At 72.6% G+C, this 21,866-nt stretch carries 14 protein-coding genes and 2 pseudogenes; 8 read left to right on the top strand and 8 right to left on the bottom strand.

The window, feature by feature from the left end; genetic code table 11:
* Nucleotides 1-21: 21 nt before the first annotated feature.
* The 7 genes from AB0D99_RS09930 to AB0D99_RS09960 form a co-directional block, all read right to left on the bottom strand.
* Nucleotides 22-2,922: an NHLP bacteriocin export ABC transporter permease/ATPase subunit gene (locus AB0D99_RS09930; RefSeq protein ID WP_362358618.1), complete on the bottom strand. Its 2,901-nt coding sequence runs from the start codon at nucleotides 2,920-2,922 to the stop codon at nucleotides 22-24.
* Nucleotides 2,923-3,010: 88 nt separating this feature from the next.
* The gene (locus tag AB0D99_RS09935; RefSeq protein WP_362358620.1) at nucleotides 3,011-5,137 is read right to left on the bottom strand and encodes an NHLP family bacteriocin export ABC transporter peptidase/permease/ATPase subunit; all 2,127 of its coding nucleotides are present in this window, start codon (nucleotides 5,135-5,137) and stop codon (nucleotides 3,011-3,013) included.
* Between the two features lie 140 nt (nucleotides 5,138-5,277).
* On the bottom strand, nucleotides 5,278-6,084 hold the full coding sequence (locus AB0D99_RS09940; protein ID WP_362358522.1) for an HlyD family efflux transporter periplasmic adaptor subunit: 807 nt from the start codon (nucleotides 6,082-6,084) through the stop codon (nucleotides 5,278-5,280).
* A 96-nt stretch (nucleotides 6,085-6,180) separates the two neighbouring features.
* Nucleotides 6,181-6,432, bottom strand: a complete 252-nt coding sequence (locus AB0D99_RS09945; protein WP_362358523.1) for a hypothetical protein — start codon at nucleotides 6,430-6,432, stop codon at nucleotides 6,181-6,183.
* 416 nt (nucleotides 6,433-6,848) lie between these two features.
* A complete protein-coding gene (locus AB0D99_RS09950; RefSeq protein ID WP_362358524.1) occupies nucleotides 6,849-8,099 on the bottom strand; it encodes a VWA-like domain-containing protein in 1,251 nt (416 codons plus the stop codon).
* Nucleotides 8,096-9,319 (bottom strand): MoxR family ATPase, encoded by a 1,224-nt coding sequence (locus AB0D99_RS09955; RefSeq protein WP_362358525.1) that lies wholly within the window; start codon nucleotides 9,317-9,319, stop codon nucleotides 8,096-8,098. The genes AB0D99_RS09950 and AB0D99_RS09955 overlap by 4 nt, the downstream gene beginning before the upstream one ends.
* Before the next feature lie 63 nt (nucleotides 9,320-9,382).
* Entirely contained in the window at nucleotides 9,383-10,780 is a 1,398-nt protein-coding gene (locus AB0D99_RS09960) for a hypothetical protein (RefSeq protein WP_362358526.1), read from the bottom strand.
* Between the two features lie 135 nt (nucleotides 10,781-10,915).
* Between AB0D99_RS09960 and AB0D99_RS09965 the strand changes: the two genes are divergently transcribed.
* The 5 genes from AB0D99_RS09965 (at nucleotide 10,916) to AB0D99_RS09985 (ending at nucleotide 16,597) form a co-directional block, all read left to right on the top strand.
* Nucleotides 10,916-11,044 carry a hypothetical protein gene (locus AB0D99_RS09965; protein ID WP_362358527.1) on the top strand — a complete coding sequence of 43 codons (129 nt, stop codon included), beginning with the start codon at nucleotides 10,916-10,918 and terminating at the stop codon, nucleotides 11,042-11,044.
* Entirely contained in the window at nucleotides 11,041-13,107 is a 2,067-nt protein-coding gene (locus AB0D99_RS09970; protein ID WP_362358528.1) for a prolyl oligopeptidase family serine peptidase, read from the top strand. The genes AB0D99_RS09965 and AB0D99_RS09970 overlap by 4 nt, the downstream gene beginning before the upstream one ends.
* A 373-nt stretch (nucleotides 13,108-13,480) precedes the next feature.
* Nucleotides 13,481-14,992, top strand: a complete 1,512-nt coding sequence (locus AB0D99_RS09975; protein ID WP_362358529.1) for a globin domain-containing protein — start codon at nucleotides 13,481-13,483, stop codon at nucleotides 14,990-14,992.
* Nucleotides 14,989-15,783: a pyridoxamine 5'-phosphate oxidase family protein gene (locus AB0D99_RS09980; RefSeq protein ID WP_362358530.1), complete on the top strand. Its 795-nt coding sequence runs from the start codon at nucleotides 14,989-14,991 to the stop codon at nucleotides 15,781-15,783. The genes AB0D99_RS09975 and AB0D99_RS09980 overlap by 4 nt, the downstream gene beginning before the upstream one ends.
* 97 nt (nucleotides 15,784-15,880) lie before the next feature.
* Nucleotides 15,881-16,597 (top strand): DUF6215 domain-containing protein, encoded by a 717-nt coding sequence (locus AB0D99_RS09985; protein ID WP_362358531.1) that lies wholly within the window; start codon nucleotides 15,881-15,883, stop codon nucleotides 16,595-16,597.
* Nucleotides 16,598-16,610: 13 nt separating this feature from the next.
* Here AB0D99_RS09985 and AB0D99_RS09990 read toward each other — a convergent pair.
* Nucleotides 16,611-17,025, bottom strand: a pseudogene (locus AB0D99_RS09990) (DinB family protein).
* 371 nt (nucleotides 17,026-17,396) lie between these two features.
* Here AB0D99_RS09990 and AB0D99_RS09995 point away from each other — a divergent pair.
* The 3 genes and pseudogenes from AB0D99_RS09995 to AB0D99_RS10005 form a co-directional block, all read left to right on the top strand.
* On the top strand, nucleotides 17,397-19,706 hold the full coding sequence (locus AB0D99_RS09995) for an FdhF/YdeP family oxidoreductase (protein ID WP_362358622.1): 2,310 nt from the start codon (nucleotides 17,397-17,399) through the stop codon (nucleotides 19,704-19,706).
* Between the two features lie 647 nt (nucleotides 19,707-20,353).
* Nucleotides 20,354-21,535, top strand: coding sequence for a molybdopterin molybdotransferase MoeA (locus tag AB0D99_RS10000; RefSeq protein WP_362358624.1), 1,182 nt, complete (start codon nucleotides 20,354-20,356; stop codon nucleotides 21,533-21,535).
* An 86-nt stretch (nucleotides 21,536-21,621) separates the two neighbouring features.
* Nucleotides 21,622-21,825, top strand: a pseudogene (locus tag AB0D99_RS10005) (molybdenum cofactor biosynthesis protein MoaE); the annotation flags it as partial.
* Nucleotides 21,826-21,866: the final 41 nt, after the last annotated feature.

Below are 21,866 nucleotides of genomic sequence, written 5' to 3' on the forward strand. Positions count from 1 at the left end.
CGGACGAGCCGACCGTACGGGTCAGCGCAGCTGACGGCGGACGAGTTCGTGGAAGAGGCCGTCCGTGTCGGCGAGCAGTTCGGCGGGTGTGCCCTGCTGGACGATCCGGCCGTCCGCCATGGCGATCACGCGGTCGGCGTCCATGATCGTGGACAGCCGGTGGGCGATGACGACGCGCGTCGCGTTCAGCGCGCGCGTGGACTCGATCACCACGCGCTGGGCCTCGTTGTCCAGCGCGCTGGTCGCCTCGTCGAAGAAGAGGAGGCGGGGCCTGCGGATGAGGGCCTGGGCGATCATGAGCCGCTGGCGCTGACCGCCCGAGATGGTGCCCCCGCCGTCGGACAGCATGGTGTGCATCCCCATCGGCATGGCCTTGATGTCCTCGGCCAGACCCGCCATCGTGGCCGCCGCCCACACGTCCTCGAGCGGGAACGGCTCCGTGCCGCAGATGCAGTCGAGGATCGAGCCCGAGAAGGGCTGGGCGTTCTGCAGGACGACTCCGCACTGGCGGCGCACGGCGGCCTGGTCGAGCGCCGCCAGGTCCTGGCCGTCGTAGCGCACACTGCCGGACATCGGCTTGTCGAAGCCGATGAGGAGCCGCAGGAGCGTCGACTTGCCGCAGCCGCTGGCACCGACGACGGCCACGAACTCGCCGGGCCGGATCCGGAAACCGACGTCGTCGAGGACGAGCGGTCCGTCGTCGGAGTACCGGTACGAGAGGTTCTGGGCCTCGATGGCGCCGCTGAGCTCGCCCGGCGGGGTGCTGGAGCCACGCACCTCGGGCGTCTCCCGGAAGACCGGCTTCACCTGCTCGAACATCGGCTGCACGGCGGCGGCCGACAGGAGCGCGCCGGTCAGCTGGGTGACCGAGGACAGCATCATCGTCACGGCCGTGCTGAAGGTGAGGAATTCGCTCGCGGACATGGAGCCCCGGGCCGGTCCCGCCAGCAGCATGAACATCACGAGGGTGCACAGCGGCAGACAGACCGCGTTCAGGACGGCGACCACGTTCTTGAGCCGGCCGACCTTCTGCTGAAGCTCACGCGTACGGGCGAACTCGTCGGCCCACGCCGCGTAGGCGAAGCTCTCGGCCGCGGCGACGCGCAGCTTCGGCAGCCCCCGCAGGGTCTGGAACGCCTGGTTGTTGAGCTTGTTGCCGATCCTGATCAGCTGCCGCTGATAGCGCAGCTGCCACAGCCCGAGGCCCAGGAAGACGGCCGCGATGACGAGCAGCATGGCGAGCGCGGCCAGCGCGAGCGGCACGCTGTAGACGAGCAGCAGCACCAGGTTCATCGTGCCGACGGTGCCCGCCTGGACGACGACGGGGCCGATTCCGGACAGCACCCGGCGGATGGTGCTGATGCCCATGGCCGCACTGGCCAGTTCACCGGTGGAACGGCCCGCGAAGAACCTCGTCGGCAGCCGCAGCAGCCGGTCCCAGACCGCGGGCTGCAAGGTGGCCTCGATCCGGCCCTCCACCCGCAGGATGGAGACGTTCTGCATCAGCATGAACGCGGCCGACACCACGCTCGTCGCGAGGATCGCCAGGGCGGTCTGCACGATGAGGCCGGTCTCGGCGTTGGGCACGTACTCGCCGAGCACCTTGCCCGTGGCGACGGGGACGAGCGCACCCAGACCGACCGCGACCAGCCCGCCCAGCAGAAGACCCCGGAGTTCCGCGCGCGTGCCCCGGACGCTGAAGCGCAACAGGGACGGCAGGCCCAGCGGCCGGTCGGGCAGGGGCCGGTAGAGCATGACCGCGCGCGCCTCGAAGTACTCCTCGTTGTCCCTGCCGATGCGCTCGCGCTCGCCGGTGGCCGGGTCCACGGCCTCGTACCGGCCCCGCCGCCAGAGCAGGGCGACCGGGGTCGCGTCCTCCTCGCGGTAGCCGACGAGCGGTCCGCCGTACTCCCGCCACCACGTGCCGCCGAGCTTGATGACACGGGTGCGGATCCGTGACGCGAGCGCGATGCGCTCGACCGGGTCGAGACGGGCGGAGGCGGCGCCCGCCTCGGTCGGTTCGGAGAGGGTGATGCGCGCCTCGTCGGCGACCAGCCGGCACACGGCGTAGGTCGCGTCGTCGCCTGCGCGGCCGCGCGCCCCCTTGCCGGAGGCGCCGGAGCGGCCGATGGAGTCGAGGAGAGCCCGGTCCGCCTGCGTACGGGCCGCCTCGCCGGCCTCGATGCCGGCCGCCGTGCGGTCCTCGTGGGCGCGTTCGAGCTGCTCGATCCAGGTGTCCAGGGCGTACAGCAGCCGGTACTGCTGGTCGACCATGCCGTGCCACATCGCCTGGTCGACCAGCAGGGTGCCGGCGGAGTCGTCGCCGTATCCTCCGCCCCCGCCGTAGCCCTCGTACGCGGCGCCGTACTGCACGCTGCCGGGGACGATCTGCATCCACAGGATGTCGTCGTCCGCACCGCCCGGGCCGGTCGTCGTGGCGGGGCCGCCCAGCGGCGCCTGGTACAGCACGCGCAGACCACGGCCGATACCGAGCGCGAACCCATGCTCCAGCGGGCTCAACCGGGGTTCGACGGCGCCGTACGGCGTCTGCTCGCCGGACCACGGATGCGTCGCCCACTGGCCGGCGGGGAACGACAGCTCCCGCAGCTCGACACGGCGCAGCAGGCAGCCTTGCAGCGGGCGGCCGATCAGGGTGTGCTCGGGCCCCTCGACCGGGCCGAGCAGCAGCGTCCCCGCCCCGAGCCGGCCCAGGAAGTGCCAGGGGCCGAGCTGGGCGCTGTCGACGGCGAACAGGTCCATGGCGCCGTCGACGACCAGCCACAGCACGTGCGGGCCTTCGAGCGGGACGCTGCGCGCCCCGGTGCAGTCGACGGCGGAACCGAGCCCGCCGAGCGCCGCGACGACGGGGTCGTGGACGCCTTGGGGGTGCGGGACGCCTCCGGCCGCCGGGTGTCCGGCGATGGCCGCCGAGTCGTGGCCGGCGACCGTCGCGCCGTGGCCCTGGACCGCGTGCGGGTCGGGGACCGTGGGCTGGTGAGGGAACGTCACCTCAGTGCTCCTTGACCAGGTCGGCGTACGGGCCCCCCGCCGCGACCAGATGCTCGTGCCGGCCGCGCTCGACCACCGTGCCCCGGTCGAGCACGACGATCTCGTCGCTGTCGCGCACCGTGCTCAGCCGGTGGGCGATGACCACACAGGCGCAGCCGCGCCGCCGCAGGTTGTCGATGATGAGCTGCTCCGTCGCGGCGTCGAGGGCGCTGGTCACCTCGTCGAGGACCATGACGCTGGGCCGGCGCACGAGGGCCCTGGCGATCTCCAGTCGCTGGCGCTGGCCTCCGGAGAAGTTCCTGCCGTCCTGCTCCACGCGGCTGTGGATGCCGCCGGGACGCCGGGCGACCACGTCGTACACGGCGGCGTCCTCCAGGGCCGCGGCCACGGCCTCGTCCGGGACCGAGGGGTCCCACAGGGCGACGTTGTCGCGGACGGTGCCCTCGAAGAGGAAGACGTCCTGGTCGACGAAGGAGACGGAGGCGGCCAGCGCGCTGCGCGGGATGTCCTCCAGACGCATCCCGTCGATGCGGATGGCGCCCTCCCAGGGGGCGTAGAGGCCGGAGATCAGCCGGGAGACCGTGGACTTGCCGCTGCCGGAGCCGCCGACCAGCGCGACCTGCTGACCGGGACCGACCGAGAGCGAGAATCCCTTCAGCAGCGGGGCGTCCAGCGGGCTGTAGCCGAAGGTGATGTCGTCCAGCTCCACATGCCCCTTGAGCCGGCGGGTGCGGGCGGCCGGTTCGCGCCGCGTGTAGAGCGGGTCGACGGGGAAGTTCTCCACGTCCTTGAGGCGGGCGACGTCGGCGGCGAAGTCCTGGATCCGGCCCGCCACGCCGTTGAGCCGCGTGATCGGCGCGGTGAAGCTGGTCACCAGCGCCTGGAAGGCCACGAGCAGCCCCACGGAGAGATGGCCCTCCACCGCGCGCAGGCCGCCGATCATCAGGATCAGGGCGCTGTTGAGCGCGGCGAGGGTCGGTGCGACGACCGCCAGCCACGCGCTGGGCATCCCGAGCCGCTGCTGGACGTCGAGCGTGATCGCGTGCTGTCCGGCCCAGCGGCGGAAGAAGCCGTTCTCCCCACCGGTGGCCTTCATCGTCTCGATGAGCTGAAGACCGCTGTACGAGGTGTTGGTCAGCCGGGCGCTCTCGGCGCGCAGCTTCTGGGTGTCGGTGGCCCGCAGATGGAGGACGATCCGCATGGCGACCACATTGAGCAGGGCGATCAGCACGCCGACGACCGTGAGCTGCGGGTCGTACGTCCACAGCAGCACCGCGTAGAGCAGCACGACGACGGCGTCGACGCCCGCCGCGGCCAGGTCGCGGGCGAGGGTCTCGGCCACCGCGTCGTTGGACTGCAGGCGCTGGACCAGGTCGGCGGGGTTGCGCTGCGAGTAGAAGCTGATGGGCAGCCTGAGCAGGTGCCGGAGGAAGCGGGCACTGCCCAGGGTGGAGGAGATGATCCTGCCGCGCAGCAGATTGGCCTGCTGCACGGCGGTGAGCGTCGCGGTGAGGACGAGAGTGGTCGCCATCGCCGCGAAGAGGACACCCAGCAGGGAGGTCTGGCTCCCGATGAGGAACATGTCGATGTACGTACGGCTCAGCGCGGGCACCCACGCGCCGACGAACACCAGCAGCAGACTGGAGACGACGGCGGCGGTCATCGTGCCCGCGGTGCCGCGCAGGCGGGCGGGCATGGCGCTCATGACCCCCGGCTTGCGCCCGCCGCGGCGGAAGCCGGCGCCGGGCTCGAAGGTGAGCACGATGCCGGTGAAACTGGTGTCGAACTCGTCCATGGGGACGAACCGGCGGCCCTTGCCGGGGTCGTTGACGTACACGCCCCTGCGGCCGAAGCGCCGGCCCATGCCGTCGTAGACGACGTAGTGGTTGAACTCCCAGAAGAGGATGGCCGGGGCGGCGACCTCGGCCAGCGCGGCCAGGTCCATCTGCATCCCCTTGGCCTGGAGACCGTAACCACGGGCCGCCTTCAGGAGGTTGCTCGCCCGGGAGCCGTCGCGGGAGACACCGCAGGCGATGCGCAGCTCCTCCAGCGGCACGAAGCGGCCGAAGTGCCCGAGCACCATGGCGAGGGCGGCGGCGCCGCACTCCACGGCCTCCATCTGGAGCACCGTGGGGGTGCGGACGGTGCGGGGCCTCCTGCCCTTGGGGGCGGGGCGGCGACGGCGCTCGGCCGGCGGAAGGCGACGGGCCGAGCGCGAACGCGAGTGTGCCCGGGTACCGGGGGACTCCTGGGACTTCCCGCGGGCGCTCACGGCAGCAGCCAGTCGACGGGGCGCTGCTCGGAGAGATGGACGGCGCCGGTGACCGGCGTACCGGAGTCGACGGGGTTCGGCGGGCCGTCCGCGGAGGACCAGGCGTAGCCGGACCTGGTGGCGGTGGAGCGCTCCAGCGTCACCAGCACCGCGATCGGGTTGCCCTGCCGGGAGAACTGGGCGGCGAGCCCGCTGTCGCCGAGGAAGTTGCCGATCTGCGCCTGCGTCTGGGGCGCGCGGCCCACCGCCTTCACACGGCCGCGCAGCACGCCGAACCGGCTTCGGGGGGCGGACTGGACGCTCAGGTCGACCTGGGCGCCGACCCGGACCGTCGACGCGCTGTCGCCGGTCATGTAGAGCATCGCGACCAGCGGGTCGTCGGCACGCGTCACCCGCTCCACGGTCGCCACGTCCGCGCCGGTCGTCACGACCGAACCCATCCTGGCGAAGAGCGTGGTCACCCGGCCGTCGGCCACGGCGCGCACGGGACGGTCCCCCTGCTCCGTACGGACGGTGAGGAGCGCCGTCCCGGTGGACACGGACGTGCCCTCCTCGACGAGGACGTCGGTCACCTGCCCGGCCACCGGGCTCTGCAGCAGGTAACTGCCCTCCGCGCGGGTGAGGATGCCCGGCGCGCTCTGCTTCGACGACACCGTGCCGGTGAGCGCCCAGAAGCTCGCGATCGCCATGACGACGACCGTGACGACCAGCACGAGGCGGCCCGGCGGGCGCGCGAAGCGTACGGGGACGTCGAGTTCTTCGGGCGATTGCAGCTTGGAAAGTGCCTTTTGGCGGAACTCCACGGACTATTCCTTCAACTGCATGTGTTTCGGTTCGGCACGGGAGAGGCCATGAACCCCGGAACCTGGCAGGTTCCGGGGTTCATGGCGATATTCCGCTCAGAGACCGGCGAGACCGGTGACGGCGGAGGTGTTCACCGAAAGGCCGGTGACGTTGGCGGCCAGGCCGGGGACGCCGCCGACGAGGCCCTCGACACCCTGGACCGTCTGGAGGGAGGTGACGGCGCCGAGGACGTTGGTGACGTCGCTGGTCGCAGCGCCGGCGACACCGCCGGAGATGCTGACGAGACCGCCGGAGACGGCGTCCAGCTCGGTGTCGGCGATCTCGCGGGTCTCAAGGTCGTTACGCATGATGCGCACCCTTCGTTTGTTGGGGGGAATCCATTCCTGCGGCCATTCAGCAGGCCGAAACTCGGCCGCACTTCCGACTGACGCAGCGCGGTGATCCAAGCACGCGAACGGGCTACCCGGCCAATTCTGTTGACGTCCTCACGTACGTGGTTGTGTACCTCGGACAGCAGCCGTGCAGCTAATTTCACGGAACGGTGACACCTTCTTCGCAGGAACGAGTAACAGATATCGGCACCCCTTCGTACGCGGGGTAGGAAAGGGACAGAGCCGTACCACCCGGGCGGGATTCGCCCGTCGGGTCGGGGAGCAATCAAGGGGGCGCGTCCAGGTCACGCGCACGATGTGCAGGTTTCCGGCAGGTGCGATGACCCGATGGAGAGGCCGCGCCCCCGAGCCACCCGACCGGCGCTTCCGCCCTACCCGATGTCGACGACGCGGGCCCAGTCGGGCGGTGAGTCGGGGACGTACTCCGGATCGTCCTCGTCCCACGAGCGGTTCGCGGACCCCCTCGCGAAGAGCCCCACCACCGTCCGGCACGCCGGCCGGGTCTCCGGCCACGGCGTCTGACCGTCGGTCAGGACCACGACCACATCGGGCGCGGGCCGGGCCTTGAGCGCCCTGGCGAAGCCCGTGCGCAGGTCCGTGCCCCCACCCCCCGTCAGGGGGATCCCCTCGGCGCGGCACAGCGGGTGCACGAACGGGGCGGACGCGTCGCACGGCAGCACGCCGACCAGGTCCCGACGCCCGCCCACGGCACGGGAGATGGCGGCGACCTCGAGGAGCGCGCTGCCGAGCTCGGCGTCGCTGACGGAGGCGGACGTGTCGATGACCACGGACACCCGGGGCGGCATCCGCCGCAGACTCGGCAGCACCACGCCCGGCAGCCCCGCCGACCGCCGGGCCGGACGGCCGTACGTGTAGTCCTCGCCGGCGCCGGACGCGGACGCCGCCGAGCGGATCGCCGCTCCCAGCAGGTCCCGCCACGGCTGCGGAGGATGGAACGCCTCCTCCGCCCACCGCCGCCACGACTTCGAGGCGCTTCCGGGGCGGCCGTTGATGCCCTGGGCCACCCGGAACCGCACCGCGTCCCGCTCCTGCGCACTGAGCCCGTGCGCACCGTCGGGTCCGAGGTCCCATTCCCTGTCGAGCCCGTCGGCGCCGCTGCCGCAGTCCAGCCAGACATGCGTCAGGGTGCCCGCTCCGAGGGAGAACCGCCCCAGATAGTCCTCCATGAGCTGCCCGGCATCGAGTCCCAACATCTGCGGTGTGACGGCGCCTTCGGGCCGCAGCAGACCGTCGCCGAACGCGTCGTCGTTGATCTCGCAGTCCGCGGCGATGTTCATCCGCAACCGCTCCCCGGGCCCCGTCAGTCCCTGTTCCCGCGCGACCCGGTCACCGCGTCCGTGGTGGTCGCGCAGCAGGTGCGAGACCTCGTGCACCCACACCCCGGCCAGTTCCTCCAGCGGGGTCCGGTCGACGAACGACGGTGAGACGTAGCACCGCCAGTGCCGGTCGACGGCCATCGTCGGCACCCGGGTCGACTCCACGGTGTGCAGGGCGAACAGCGCCGTCGCCAGGTACGGCCGCACCCGCGCGGCGTGGAGCCGGGCGGCGAAGAGCTTCTCGCGGTCCAGGACCGGCTCCGTCCCCGACGCGGTCGCGCTCAACGGGCCGCCCCCCTGGCCGGAGTGGCGCGGGCCCCCGCCCGGTCGGCGCGGCGGGACAGGGACACCGCTCCCGCCAGTCGTTCGATCGACTCCGGTACGTCCCACTCCTCCTGGCGCAGCGAGGCGAGCGTGGTCGCGGGAACGACCACGAGATCAGGGGCCCCGGTCTCCATCGCCCGCACCAGGAGGGCCCACGCCGCGTCCCAGCGGGACTTCTCCGGCCGTCCGCGGACGGCCGCGACGACGCCGTCGAGCACCGCCTGGCGCAGATCACCGCGCTCGGGCAGGACGGCGCTCCCGGGGTCGGCGAGCAGGGTCTCGGGATCAGGGAGGTCCAGCCGGTCCAGGCTCGCGAGCAGTTCGAGGCCGGGGCCGTCGCCGACGGCTCCCCTGACCAGCAGGGAGAGCACGTCCCGGGAGGACCCGGCCGTGGTCGCGAAGGCGATCAGGCGCAGGGTCGCTTCCCAGCTGCGCGGCGAAGGCCAGGGGCCTCCCCTGCGGGCCTCGCCGCTGGGGAGCTGGTGGACGAGCTTGGGGCGGGCGGCGAGCAGCGCGCACACCGCGCGGCGGGCGAAGTCCACGGCCTCCGGCATCCTCGCCGCGTCGAGCCGGGGCAGGGTCGCCCGGGGCCAGGTGCCCCCGAGACCGCGGACGACGACCTCGTGGTCGTAGACCCACTGGAGGTGGACGAAGCGGTTGGCCAGCGGCGGACTCAGCTCCCAGCCGTCGGCCGCCGAGGACCGCGGGTTGGCGGCGGCCACGATCCGTACGCCGGACGGCAGTCGCAGGGAGCCGATCCGCCGTTCGAGGACGAGGCGGAGCAGGGCGGCCTGCACGGCCGGCGGGGCGGTGGACAGCTCGTCGAGGAACAACAGCCCGCGGCCGGCCCGTACGAGCCGTACGGCCCAGTCCGGCGGGGCCATCGGGACACCCTGCTCGGCCGGATCGTCGCCGACGACCGGCAGGCCGGCGAAGTCCGACGGCTCGTGCACGCTGGCGATGACGGTGGTCAGCGGCAGGTCCAAGGTGTCGGCGAGCTGGGTCAGTGCCGCGGTCTTGCCGATCCCCGGCTCGCCCCACAGGAGCACCGGCAGGTCGGCGGCGACGGCCAGGGTCAGGGCCTCCAGCTGGGGGTCGGGGCGGGGTTCGGTGGTGGTGTCGCGCAGAAGGGCCGACAGTTCGTCGGCGACATCGAGTGGGGACGGGGCGTACAAGGACATGGGTGATCACCTCGGGGCTCGTCGTGAGGAAAGGGGGTGTGACCCGGGAGCGGAGCCGCCGGGTCAGGGGCGGGTGGCGTGCCGCGGGCGCGCGCGGTGGCCGGGGTGGCGGCTGGGACCCGGTCGCATGCGACCCGGCCCCGGGCCGATCAGGCCGGCCCGGAACAGGCCGTAGGTCAGGCGACGTCGGGCCGCCGCCTCCAGCTCGTCCCGCAGCGCGCCGTCGCGCAGCAGGGCGTCGGGGCCCAGCAGGCCCTCGACCACGGCCAGCGCGCCGGCGATGTCGCCGTGGTGCAGGCGGTCGCGGACACCGTCGAGACAGTCCGGACGACGGTGCGCCCGGTCGATGGCCTGGAGGCAGGGGAGCGGGGTGCCGGACAGCGCGGCCAGCAACTCCTCCCGGCGGATCTCGGCCGGGTCGTGGTCGAGCGGGGACAGCACCCCGTCGACCAGGCCGATCCGGTGGCGCGCACCCCGGCACTCGACGAGGTGCGGCTGCGTCCGGTCCGGCGGCCGCCGCGAAGCGGCCGGGGGGAGACCCGGTACGAGGACCGGGGCGACCAGCGGGTGCAGCCGGCCGGCCTCGATCAGCCCGCCGCGGAGCAGTTCCAGATCGGGCAGTGCCCAGGTCGCGGCGTCGGGCAGGAGCGGCAGCGCGGAGACGTCCCGGTCCGCGGGCGCCTCGGCGATCCGCGTCGTGGGCGGTCCGGTTCCGTCCCGATCGGCCGGCAGCTCAAGGAGCAGCCGTTGTCCGGCCCCGGCACGCACCCTGACCGTGCCGGCCGACCGCCCCTCGGAGCGGAGCAGGATCCGCGCCTCCTCCGCCCAGCGGTCGACGGCGGGTCGAAGCTCCCGCCCCACCGTCCCCGGTGCGTCCGGGACCGTCGGGGGAGGGCCGTCGTCGGGCGACCGCGTCGCCCCGGACCGGAGCCCGAGCTCCCGCGTCCTGCGCGCGTCCCACAGGTGGCGATGCAGGTCGAGACGGAACCGGCGACTCGGACGAGGGTGCGGATGGCGGCGGGCGCTCGGCTCGGCGAGCGAGCCGTCCCACAGCGCGAGGCTCACGCGCTGACCGCCGTCCGCCCAGGCCGGCGGCGTCCGGACCACCAGGTGGACCGGGTCCGCGCCGTCCGGCCCGGTGTCGTACCGGGCCAGGGCGATGGTCAGACCGGGGCGCAGCAGCCCGTCGGGAGCGATTCTCGGCAGATGCCAGCGCAGGAGGTCGGGTGCCAGATGGCGGAGGTCCGCCCGCACCAGGGCGGCCAGTTCCCGGCCACGGGCGCGCGACACGGATTTCAGGTCGAGATCGACGTCCACGCCGGCGGCGGCGCAGGCCCCCGCCCAGTCCCCGGCGGAGCGCCGGACGGTCGCGGTCTCGATCATGGAGGGCGGCACGGCGAACTCTCGTACGCGCGGCCAGAAGGAAAGCGGGGAATCCTCGTACGCGATGTCGGTGAGCATCAGCACTCACCTTGCGCGGACGGGTCCCCCAATCTGTGGAGAGAGTGAGTAGTCATCGCGGTGATCATAGAGCCGGACCGCCGTGATCTGCCAGGTGTTGGGCCCGAGGGACGGGCGGGGCCGTAGGCTGGGGCCATGGGAGACACACACCCGTCCGGCGAACGGGCCCCGGGCCGCGCGCCGGAGCGCAGCAGGACCCGCGTGCCCGGTGGGCCGTCGACGGTTCCGGTGACGATCGCCCTGTCCGCGCCGTGGCCCTGGTGACCGGCCCCGTGGCGGCGCCGCGCGGTGACGACGACCCGTATCTGTGGCTGGAGGACGTCGAAGGCGAGGCCGCCCTGGAGTGGGTGGCCGAGCGGAACGCCGAGACGGCGGCGGAGCTCGCCGCCGACCCGGACTTCCCCGCGCTGAAGGAGCGTCTGCGCGAGGTGCTGGACGCCTCGGACCGCATTCCCTACACCGCCCGTCGCGGAGCGTTCCTCTACAACTTCTGGCGGGACGGCACGCACGTACGCGGCGTCTGGCGGCGCACGACGCTGGAGCGGTACCGCAAGGACGCCCCCGAGTGGGAGACGGTCCTCGACCTCGACGCGCTCGCCGCGGCGGAGGACGAGAAGTGGGTGTGGGCGGGGGCGCGGGTGCGCCACCCCGAGCACGACCGGGCTCTGGTGTGCCTGTCGCGGGACGGCGGGGACGCCGTGGTGGTCCGCGAGTTCGACCTCGCCACGCGGGCGTTCGTCGACGACGGGTTCCAGGTCGGGGAGGCCAAGACGCGGATCGGGTGGATCGACGCCGACACCGTCTTCGTCGGCACGGACGTCGGACCGGGCTCGCTGACGGACTCCGGCTATCCGCGCACCGTGCGCCGATGGCGGCGCGGTACGCCCCTCGAGGCGGCCGAGCCGGTCTTCGAGGCGGACACGTCCGATGTGGCGGCGTCCGGCTGGCGCGACACCACACCCGGATTCGAGCGGGACTTCGTCGCCCGTTCCCTCGACTTCCACCGGAGCGAGACGTACGTCCTCGGAGCCGACGACACGCTCGTGAGGATCGCGGTCCCCGACGACGCCGACGCCTACGTGCACCGCCGGCATCTGATCGTCACCCTGAAGTCCGACTGGCTCGGCCGACGGGCCGGTTCCCTGCTGGCGTTCGACTTCGACGCCTTCCTGGCCGGCGACCGCACGGCTGCGGTCCTCTTCGCACCGGACGAGCGGACCGCTCTGGCGGGACACGCGTGGACCCGCCACCATCTGATCCTGGAGACGATGAGGGACGTCAGCACCCGCATCGAGGTCCTCACCCCGAACCCCGGGGGCACCTGGGCGCGTTCGCCGCTCACGGACGTCCCGGAGCTGTCGGCGGTCAGCGTCGTGGACACGGACCCCGACCACTCCGACGAGTACTTCCTGGACGTGTCGGGCTTCCTGCAGCCCTCCACGCTGTACCGGGGGGTGATCGGCGGCGACACGGAGATCCTCAAGCAGGCTCCGGCCCGTTTCGACGCGACCGGCCTGACGGTCGCGCAGTTCTTCGCGACCTCACCGGACGGCACGAGAGTGCCGTACTTCGTCATCGGCCCCGACCGCACCGCCACCGGCCCCGGACCGGCCCTGCTCTACGGCTACGGCGGATTCGAGGTCTCCCTCACCCCCTACTACGGTGGAGTGAAGGGCCGGGCGTGGCTGGAGCGCGGGGGCACCTATGTGATCGCCAACATCCGGGGCGGCGGCGAGTACGGACCCGACTGGCACCAGGCGGCGCTCGGCGCCCACCGGCCCCGGGCCTTCGAGGACTTCGCGGCCGTCGCCTCGGACCTCGTCGCGCGGGGCATCACGACCCCCGCCATGCTCGGCGCGTCCGGGGGAAGCAACGGCGGCCTGCTGATGGGGGCGATGCTCACCCGCCACCCGGAGCTGTTCGGCGCGATCGTCGCCCAGGTGCCGCTGCTCGACATGCTCCGCTTCCACAGACTCCTCGCCGGGGCGTCCTGGATCGCCGAGTACGGCAATCCGGACGACGAGGCCGACCGACCCCACCTCCGCGCCATCTCGCCCTACCACCAACTCGCCGAGGACCGCGCCTACCCGCCGGTCCTGCTGATGACCTCCACCCGCGACGACCGCGTCCATCCCGGTCATGCCCGCAAGACGGCCGCGCGGCTGCGTGAACTCGGGCACGAGGTCCTGCTCCACGAGAACACCGGCGGCGGCCACGCGGGCGCCGGGGACAACGAACAGGCCGCCCACAACGACGCGCTGGTCCACACCTTCCTGCGACAGCGCCTCATGCGGGGAAATCGTGAAGAGCCCGGGCGTGCGATGTGAGGGCTTGGCGACGCCCCGCATCTTTTCCGTCAGCGAATTCCTACGAGTCGTACGGCGAACGGCTTGTCGAATCGCTCGAACTCGTCGGTAACTCGTGAAAACGTTCGAGTTCCTGGCCTTGCGCCGTGTTGACCAGCCGGAACTCGAAGCCCTCGTGATGGCCGAAGTTCCCGTTCATGGATTCGCGTCAGCGGGGTATGGTCGAGCCCGTTCGAACTCCTGGGCGCTCTTCGCATATCAAGTGCGGTGCATACCAGCAGATTTGAAGCGATGGGGCGAACGCCGGGAATTCCGATAGGGAGAGGGAAAACGGGGCACACTCGGACCCCACGTACGAAGACCGACCGAAAGATGTTCGAGGCGAGGCACACCGATGGATGCTCCGACCCCCACGTCGGCCGAAGGCGACAGGTCCGGCGTCAGTCCCGGAGCCGGTTCCGGAGGCGGGAGTCGGGACGCGGGCTGGTTCGGTCGAAGCCCGGCGCATCACCAGGACGGGCGCGGCCCCCGGGAGACGGAGGACCGCGTACCCAGCCGCCCCGTCACCCCGATACGCCCGGTGGGCAACGGCGCCGACAGAGGCCGCGGGGCGCCCGACCGGCCGACCCCGGCCACGAACCCGGCCCGGACTCCGGCGCCCGCGCAAGGACAGGCCGCGGCGACACCGGGTCCGGCGCCCGTCGGCGCTCCCCGCCCGGTGCCGGAACCGAGACCCGCCCCGGCGCCCGAGCCGCCGGCCCCCGCTCCCGCGCCCGAGGACACGTCCGACACCGGTCTCCTGCGCCGCACCATGGCCGAGATCGAGCCGATCGCCGACACGGTCACCTCGCACTTCTACGCGCTGCTCTTCCTCCGCCACCCCGACCTGCGGGACCTCTTCCCCGCGGCCATGGACACCCAGCGCGACCGCCTCTTCAAGGCGCTGCTCACGGCGGCGACCCACGCCGACGACGCCGCCACCCTGTCCACGTACCTGTCCCACCTCGGCCGCGGGCACCGGAAGTACGGCACGCTCCCCGAGCACTATCCGGCCGTCGGCGAGTGTCTGATCGGCGCCCTCTCCCGCTACGCCCCGCGGAGCTGGGGGCCGCGGACGGAGGCCGCCTGGGTGAGCGCCTACACCGCGATCTCCCAGATCATGATCGACGCGGCCGCGGAGGACGAACTGCGCGCCCCCGCCTCGTGGCAGGCGGAGGTGGTCGCCCATGAGATGCGTACGCCGGACATCGCGGTCGTGACGGTCCGGCCCGACCAGCCGTACCCCTTCCTCGCCGGGCAGTACACCTCCCTGGAGACCCCCTGGTGGCCGCGCGTCTGGCGGCACTACTCCTTCGCCTCCGCGCCCCGCTCCGACGGCCTGCTCTCCTTCCACGTCAAGGCCGTGCCGGCGGGCTGGGTCTCCAACGCGCTCGTGCACCGAGCCCGCCCGGGGCACGTGATCCGGCTCGGTGCCCCCTCCGGATCCATGACCGTGGACCACAGCACCGACAACGGGCTGCTCTGCCTCGGCGGCGGCACCGGCATCGCGCCCATCAAGGCCCTGGTCGAGGACGTGGCCCAGCACGGGCGTCGGCGCACCGTGGACGTCTTCTACGGCGCCCGCCGGAACGACGACCTCTACGACATCGACACCATGCTGAGGCTCCAGCAGTCCCACCCGTGGCTCTCCGTCCGGCCCGTCGTGGACGACGGCCCCGTCGGGCTGCTGTCCGGCGGCATTCCGGAGGCGGTACGGGAGTTCGGGCCCTGGCACACGTACGACGCGTACCTGTCCGGACCGCCCGGCATGATCCGGCGCAGCGTCGACACCCTGCTGGGCATCGGCATCCCCACCCATCGCATACGGCACGACTCCATCGAGGAACTGGTCGGGGCAACGACGTGAGCACTTTCGAACAGGCCGGGCAGCGGCAGGCGACGCCCCTGCGCACCACCCGCCCGGGCAGTGACGGCGAACACCGGGTCCAGCAGCGCATGGGGACCGCGGAGCGTGCCGACAGGTTCTACGCCGAGCAGGTGCTGGACCGCCTCAACACCCGGATGCGGGAGTTCGCCGCGCGGCAGGAGATGTTCTTCCTCGCGACGGCCGACCGGCACGGGGAGTGCGACAACACCTTCCGGGCCGGGCCGCCCGGTTTCCTGCACATCCTGGACGACCGGACCCTCGCCTACCCGGAGTACCGGGGCAACGGCGTCCAGGCGAGCCTCGGCAACATCGAGGAGAACCCGCACGTCGGCATCCTGATGATGGACTTCCTGCAGGACCGCATCGGCCTCCATGTCAACGGCACGGCGCGGGTCGTGACCGACGAGGAGATGCGCCGCGCCCACACCGGGCTCGCCTCCGACCCCGTTCCCGGGCGTCGCGCCCAGGTCTGGGTGGAGGTCACCGTGGAGGAGGCGTACATCCACTGCGCCAAGCACATCCCGCATCTGCAGAAGGTGCCGCTGCAGGGCGCCGGCCGCGCGTGGGGGACGGACGACTTCCGGCGCAAGGGCGGCGACTTCTTCGGCGCGGCCGCCGAGGCGTCCGAGCGTGGCCCCTTCGTACCCCCGCCCCGCGCGGACGCGGCGACCTGGCGGGCCGAGGCCGAGAAGGTCCTGGAGCGCGCCGAGCGGCGCGCGGCCGATGAAGAGGTGTTCACCGGCTGGTTCAGCAGGAAGGTCCCGGTCTGATCCACCGTCACCCGCCACCGGAAATCGCCTTGTCCGCCCGATGATCACGGGTTAGGGTCCCCGGGCACACATCGGGGACAGGGGCGGGTGGGGGAACATGGCGCACGAGACGACGGTGCTGTCCAGACGGGCGGCGGTACGCCAGGCGGTCGCGGGCCTGCTCCTGGTGCCGGCCCTGTGCGCCGGGCTGTGGCTGCTCAGCCGGGTGCTGGAGCCCACGAGCGGCGCCGGCGTCGCGGGGCCGGCCTCCTGCTCGGACGGAGCGTCCGAGGAGACGCCCGGGGACCCGGGGAGACAGCCCCCGCGTGTCACCGGGACGCAGCTGTGCGAGGCGCTGAACCGTCCCGACCTCGCCCACCTGCTGGGCACGCCCGCGGAGAGCGTGAAGTCCGCCTTCGGCAACGACAGTTCCGTCGTGCCGGCCGGCGGCAAGGAGATCGCCACCCCGTCGGCCGAGGTCGAGATCGGGACGTACACCGTGACGCTGTCGGCCACCTACGACGGGCGTCCCGTGGGCGGCGAGCCCTCGATCCTGTGGAACGACGCGGAGCCGCGGACCCTTCTGGGCCGCCCGGCGGTCCTCCACTCCGACCAGACCATCAGCATCAGCTTCCGCCTCGACGGGAGCGACGCCCGGACCGGTCCCGGCGTCCCGGCCCGCACCGTCGTGGTGGCCCGGGACGCCAAGGACAGCGGAGGCTCCTTCGAGGTGACCCTGTGGCGCCAGGACGGTCAGGTGCCGGACGACGCGGTGCTGCTCCGCATCGCGGAGAAGGTCATGCCGACGATCCCGGGCTGGTCCACGACCGTCTGACACCGTCGGTCCGTCACTGGCCCACCCGGCCGTCGACGCACTCGCGCAGCAGGTCGGCATGGCCGCAGTGCCGGGCGTACTCCTCGATCCGGTGCACCATCAGCTCCCGTACCTGCGGTCCCGTCCTTCGGCAGGCGCTCGCCCAGATCGGGGTGCTCGGCCAGCGCGGTGTCCGTCGCCGCCTGCTCACGCTCCAGATCGGCGAACGCGGCGTCGACCACGGCCTGATCGGCGACGGCACCGAGGAAGTCCGCGTCCTTGACGCCGTACAGCTTCGGCACCGGATCGCCGCTGATCCAGCTGCGCCAGTCCCGTTCCACCTCGACGAGGTGGCGCACGAGACCGAGCAGCGACATCGTCGACGGCGGCACCGAGCGACGCGCCAGCTGCTCCGGGTCCAGGCCCTCGCACTTCATCCGCAGGGTCATGCGGTACCCCGAGAGGAAGTCCAGGAGGGTCGCGAGCTCGCCCTCCGGTGCCTCTCCACTGTCACGGGGGTCGTCGTCCGGGTCCGTCCACATGTCGGCGTAGACGGTGGCCTGGGTCCATCGCGCGGGTGCATCGTTCATGCGGGCATGATCGTCCGTGCGGACCCGGCCTCGCCAGTGCTTTTCCCCCGGTCGCAGGACCGGGTCCGGAGCCCGGGCGGGGTCCTCCCGGCGCGGATCCGGGCGGACCGGCCGGGATCGCGGGGCGCGCGGGGCGCGCCTAGGCTGGGAAAAACGGCCGTCTCCCGGGCCCCACGCCCACACCGCGGAAGGTGAGGACCTTGAGCGCCTCTCCCGAAGAGCAGGAACGAGTGGAACCACGCGTGGGCCCCGAGCCCGCAGCGGACCCGGAGTTCCAGCCCTACCACCATCCGGCCGCCGGGTGGGGCGCCGCCAAGAGCGTGACGCGCTTCATGGCACGTGAGGGCGCGCTGGTGGACGGGCCACGGGCCATCATGAAGATGAACCACGAGAACACCGGTTTCGACTGTCCCGGGTGCGCCTGGCCGGACGACACCAAGGGCCTGCACCTGGACATCTGCGAGAACGGGATCAAGCACGTCACCTGGGAGATGACGCGCAAGCGGGTCGACCGGGAGTTCTTCGCCGCCCACTCGGTGACCGAACTGTCCGGCTGGAGCGACTTCGACCTGGAGAACCAGGGACGGCTCACCGAGCCGATGGCCTACGACCCGGACACCGACCACTACGTCCCCGTCAGCTGGAAGGACGCCTTCGAACTCGTCGGGCGTACGCTCCGCTCACTCGACTCGCCGCACCAGGCGTCCTTCTACACCTCCGGCCGTCTCGGCAACGAGGCCACCTTCCTCTACCAGCTCATGGCGAGGGAGCTCGGCACGAACAACCTGCCCGACTGCTCCAACATGTGCCACGAGGCCAGCGGCCGCGCGCTCCAGGCGGCGCTCGGCACCGGAAAGGGCACCGTCGACCTCAAGGACTGGGAGACCACCGACGCCCTGTTCATCATGGGCGTCAACGTGGCCTCCAACGCGCCCCGGATGCTCACCGCGCTCTCGGAGGCGCACGACCGCGGCGCCGCCATCGTGCACATCAACCCCCTGGTCGAGGCGGGCGCCACCCGCGCGATCATCCCGCACGACTTCACGGACATGGCCACCTTCCACTCGACCCGGACGAGCACCCTCAACCTCCAGCCGCGCATCGGCGGCGACATGGCGCTCCTGCGAGGCATGGCCAAGGCGATCCTGGAGCAGTCCGACGCCGATCCGAAGGCGCTGGACCGGGAGTTCATCGAACGCCACACCACCGGCTTCGACGAGTACCGTGCCCGCTGCGAGGCCACCGCCTGGGACGAGATCGAGAGCCAGTCCGGGGTCGGCCGGGCCGACATCCTCAAGGCCGCCCGCGTCTACCGCGAGGCCGACCGCAGCATCATCAGCTGGTGCCTGGGACTGACCCAGCACGAACACGGCGTCGACACCGTGCGGGAGATCGTCAACCTCCTACTGCTGCGCGGCAACCTCGGCAGGGAGGGAGCCGGGCCCTCGCCCGTGCGCGGCCACAGCAACGTCCAGGGCAACCGCACCTGCGGCATCGACCACCGCCCCACCGAGGAGTTCCTGGACCGTCTCGCGAGCACCTGCGGGATCGAACCGCCCCGTGAGCACGGCCTGGACACCATCGGCACCATCAAGGCGATGCACCGCGGCGATGTGCGCGTGTTCGTCGGCATGGGCGGCAACTTCGCGCTCGCCGCCCCCGACACCCCGTACACGTACGAGGCGCTGAGCCGCTGCGACCTCACCGTCCAGGTGAGCACCAAGCTGAACCGCAGCCACGTCGTCCACGGGCGCCGGGCGCTCATCCTGCCCTGCCTCGGCCGCACCGAGAAGGACGACCAGCGCAACGGCGTCCAGAGCACCTCCGTCGAGGACTCGATGAGCATGGTGCACCTCTCCGTCGGCATGAAGCGCCCGGCCTCCTCGCATCTGCTCTCCGAGCCCGCGATCGTCGCCGGCATGGCCCGTGCCGCCCTGCCCGAGAGCGCGACGCCGTGGGAGTGGTACATCGAGGACTACGACCGCATCCGCGACACGATGGCCCGGGCCCTCGACGGATTCGAGGACTTCAACCGCCGGGTGCGGCTCCCGCTCGGATTCCGCATCAAACAGCCCGCGCGCGAACTCGTCTTCCTCACCCCGTCCGGGCGTGCGGAGTTCTCCACCGCCGAACTCCCCGACGTCCTGCCCGACCCCGGGATGCTGGCGCTGGGCACCATGCGCTCCCACGACCAGTGGAACACCACCATCTACTCCGACAACGACCGCTACCGCGGCATCAAGAACCTGCGCACGCTCGTCTTCATGAACCAGGACGACATGCGCGAACGCGGTATCGCGAAGTTCGACCCCGTCGACATCACCAGCATCGCCAAGGACGGCAGCCGACGCCGTCTCGACGGCTATCTGGCGATCCCGTACGACATCCCGCGCGGCTGCGCGGCGGGCTACATGCCCGAGATGAACGTCCTCTGCGCGCTGGCCGACTACAGCACCCAGAGCGACCAGCCGATCATGAAGCACGTGAGGGTCGCCATCACGCCCTCCGAAGGGCGATCCGTACCGGTGGAAAAGGAATAGCGATACGCGGGGATCGCGATAGGCGGGATTTATCAAGCGATCCGAAATGCCTTTTTGACACGCTTCGCGGAAATTTCGAAGATGGTCCGTGAAAGGAATGCGTGCCGAAAGAAGAGGCGAGCCCGTGTCACCCCACTCCACGATGACCCGCCCGCTCCTGGACCGGTTGGGCAGGGTCCACACGGACCTGCGGCTCTCGCTCACCGACCGCCGCAACCTCTGCTGCGCAACTGCCTCTTCGCCACGCAGGAGTCCGACCTGCGCGCGCTGCTGCGCGCGGGCGCCGACGACGCCGCGATCGAGGCGGCCCGGCGGGCCTCGGTGACGGGCAAGGGACCCGGGCACGCCATCGACAGCGCCGGCTTCCGTCGGCCGGCCCGCCCGATGTCCGCCATCGGCGGATGACCCGAAGAGACCGGGACACCCGCGCACCCAGCCGAGAGGAGTACGCCGTGAGGGCCAGGACCGAGGCCGTAGACGCCGAAATCGGCGGCGACCCGGACACCGATGCCGAGGAGCCGCTCGGCGACGCCGGGGCGGACGCGCGCCGAACCACCCGCCCGGCCGCGACGATCGGATGCGGCACGGGCGGCGTGACGCGCCCCGACCGCAGCAGGGCCGCGCGGAGCGCCGCGCCCGCACCGGCCATGCCGTGGGATCAGGCACGCGCGGCGGCCGTACGGGCCGCCGGGCATCCGCTCCCGCCCGTCGCCCTGGCACTCCCCGAAGCCCTCGGGGCCTCCCTCGCCGAACCGCTGACCGCCCTGACCGACCTGCCCTCGTTCGACACCGCGGCGATGGACGGTTGGGCCGTGGCGGGACCGGGACCCTGGCAGCCGTACGACGGCGGGGTGCTGGCCGGTGAGCGTCCCCGGCCGCTCGACCACGGCGCCGCCGTCCCCATCGCCACCGGCGCCGAGCTGCCACGTGGCGCGACCGCCGTACTGCGCCGCGAGCACGGAGCGCGGACCACACCCGACGGCCTCCTGCGCCACCGCCTCCCGGACCCGCCGGCTCCAGGGCGCGACGTCCGGCCGCGCGGTCAGGAATGCCGGGCCGGTGAGCCACTTCTTCCGGCCGGTACGACCGTCACGCCGGCCGTGCTCGGCCTGGCGGCGGCGGCCGGCTACGACAGGCTGGCCGTGCACCGTCGCCCGACGATCGAACTCCTGCTCCTCGGGGACGAGTTGCTCGACTCCGGCCTGCCCGGGGACGGGCGGGTCCGCGACGCGCTCGGCCCGCTGCTGCCGCCATGGCTGCACCGCCTCGGCGCCGAGGTGACCGCCGTACGGCGACTAGCCGACGCCCTCGGTCCACTGGACGAGGCCATGGGACGGTCCACCGCCGACGTGCTCGTCACCACGGGCAGCACCGCCGCCGGTCCGGTGGACTTCCTGCGCCCGGCGATCGCCGGGGCGGGGGGCCGGTTGCTCGTCGACTCCGTCGCCGTCCGTCCGGGCCACCCCATGCTGCTCGCCGAACTCCCGCCCGTGGCGGGTGACCGGTCCCGGCTCCTCGTCGGCCTGCCCGGCAACCCGCTGGCCGCCGTGACCGGCGCCGTCACGCTCGCGGCACCCTTGCTGCGCCGGCTGGGCGGCCACGTCGACGGGGGTCCCCGCGGCGCCGTGGCCGGAGCACCGCTGCCGGGGCACGCGCGGGACACCCGGGTGGTGCCGGTGCGGCTCTCCGCCGGAACGGCCGTACCGCTCCCCTTCGACGGTCCGGCGATGCTGCGCGGCCTGGCCCTCGCCGACGCCCTCGCGGTGGTCCCGCCGGGCGGACTCGCCGCGGGCGCCGTCGTCGAGGTCCTGGACGTCCCCGGCCCATGAGCGCCCACCACCCCGAGAGGACCGGCCAGGAGCCGCAGGGGCCTTCGGCCGGGCCACGGCACCGGGCGCGGCCGCAGGCCCACCCCCCGGTCCGCGCGTTGGCCGCCGTGCACCGGACCGGGCGCCTCGCGATCGGCGAGGTCGCGGTGATCGCGGCCGTCTCCTGCGCGCACCGCGCCGAGGCGTTCGCCGCGTGCGAGCGGCTGGTCGAGGACATCGAGCACCAGGTGCCGATCTGGAAGCACCAGACCTTCGCGGACGGCACGGTGGAGTGGGTCGGCGCCTGCTGACGGCGCGGCCCGGACTGCGTCGCGCCCCCGGCCCCGATACG

The sequence above is a fragment of the Streptomyces sp. NPDC047971 genome, from assembly GCF_040653355.1.
GTDB lineage: Bacteria > Actinomycetota > Actinomycetes > Streptomycetales > Streptomycetaceae > Streptomyces.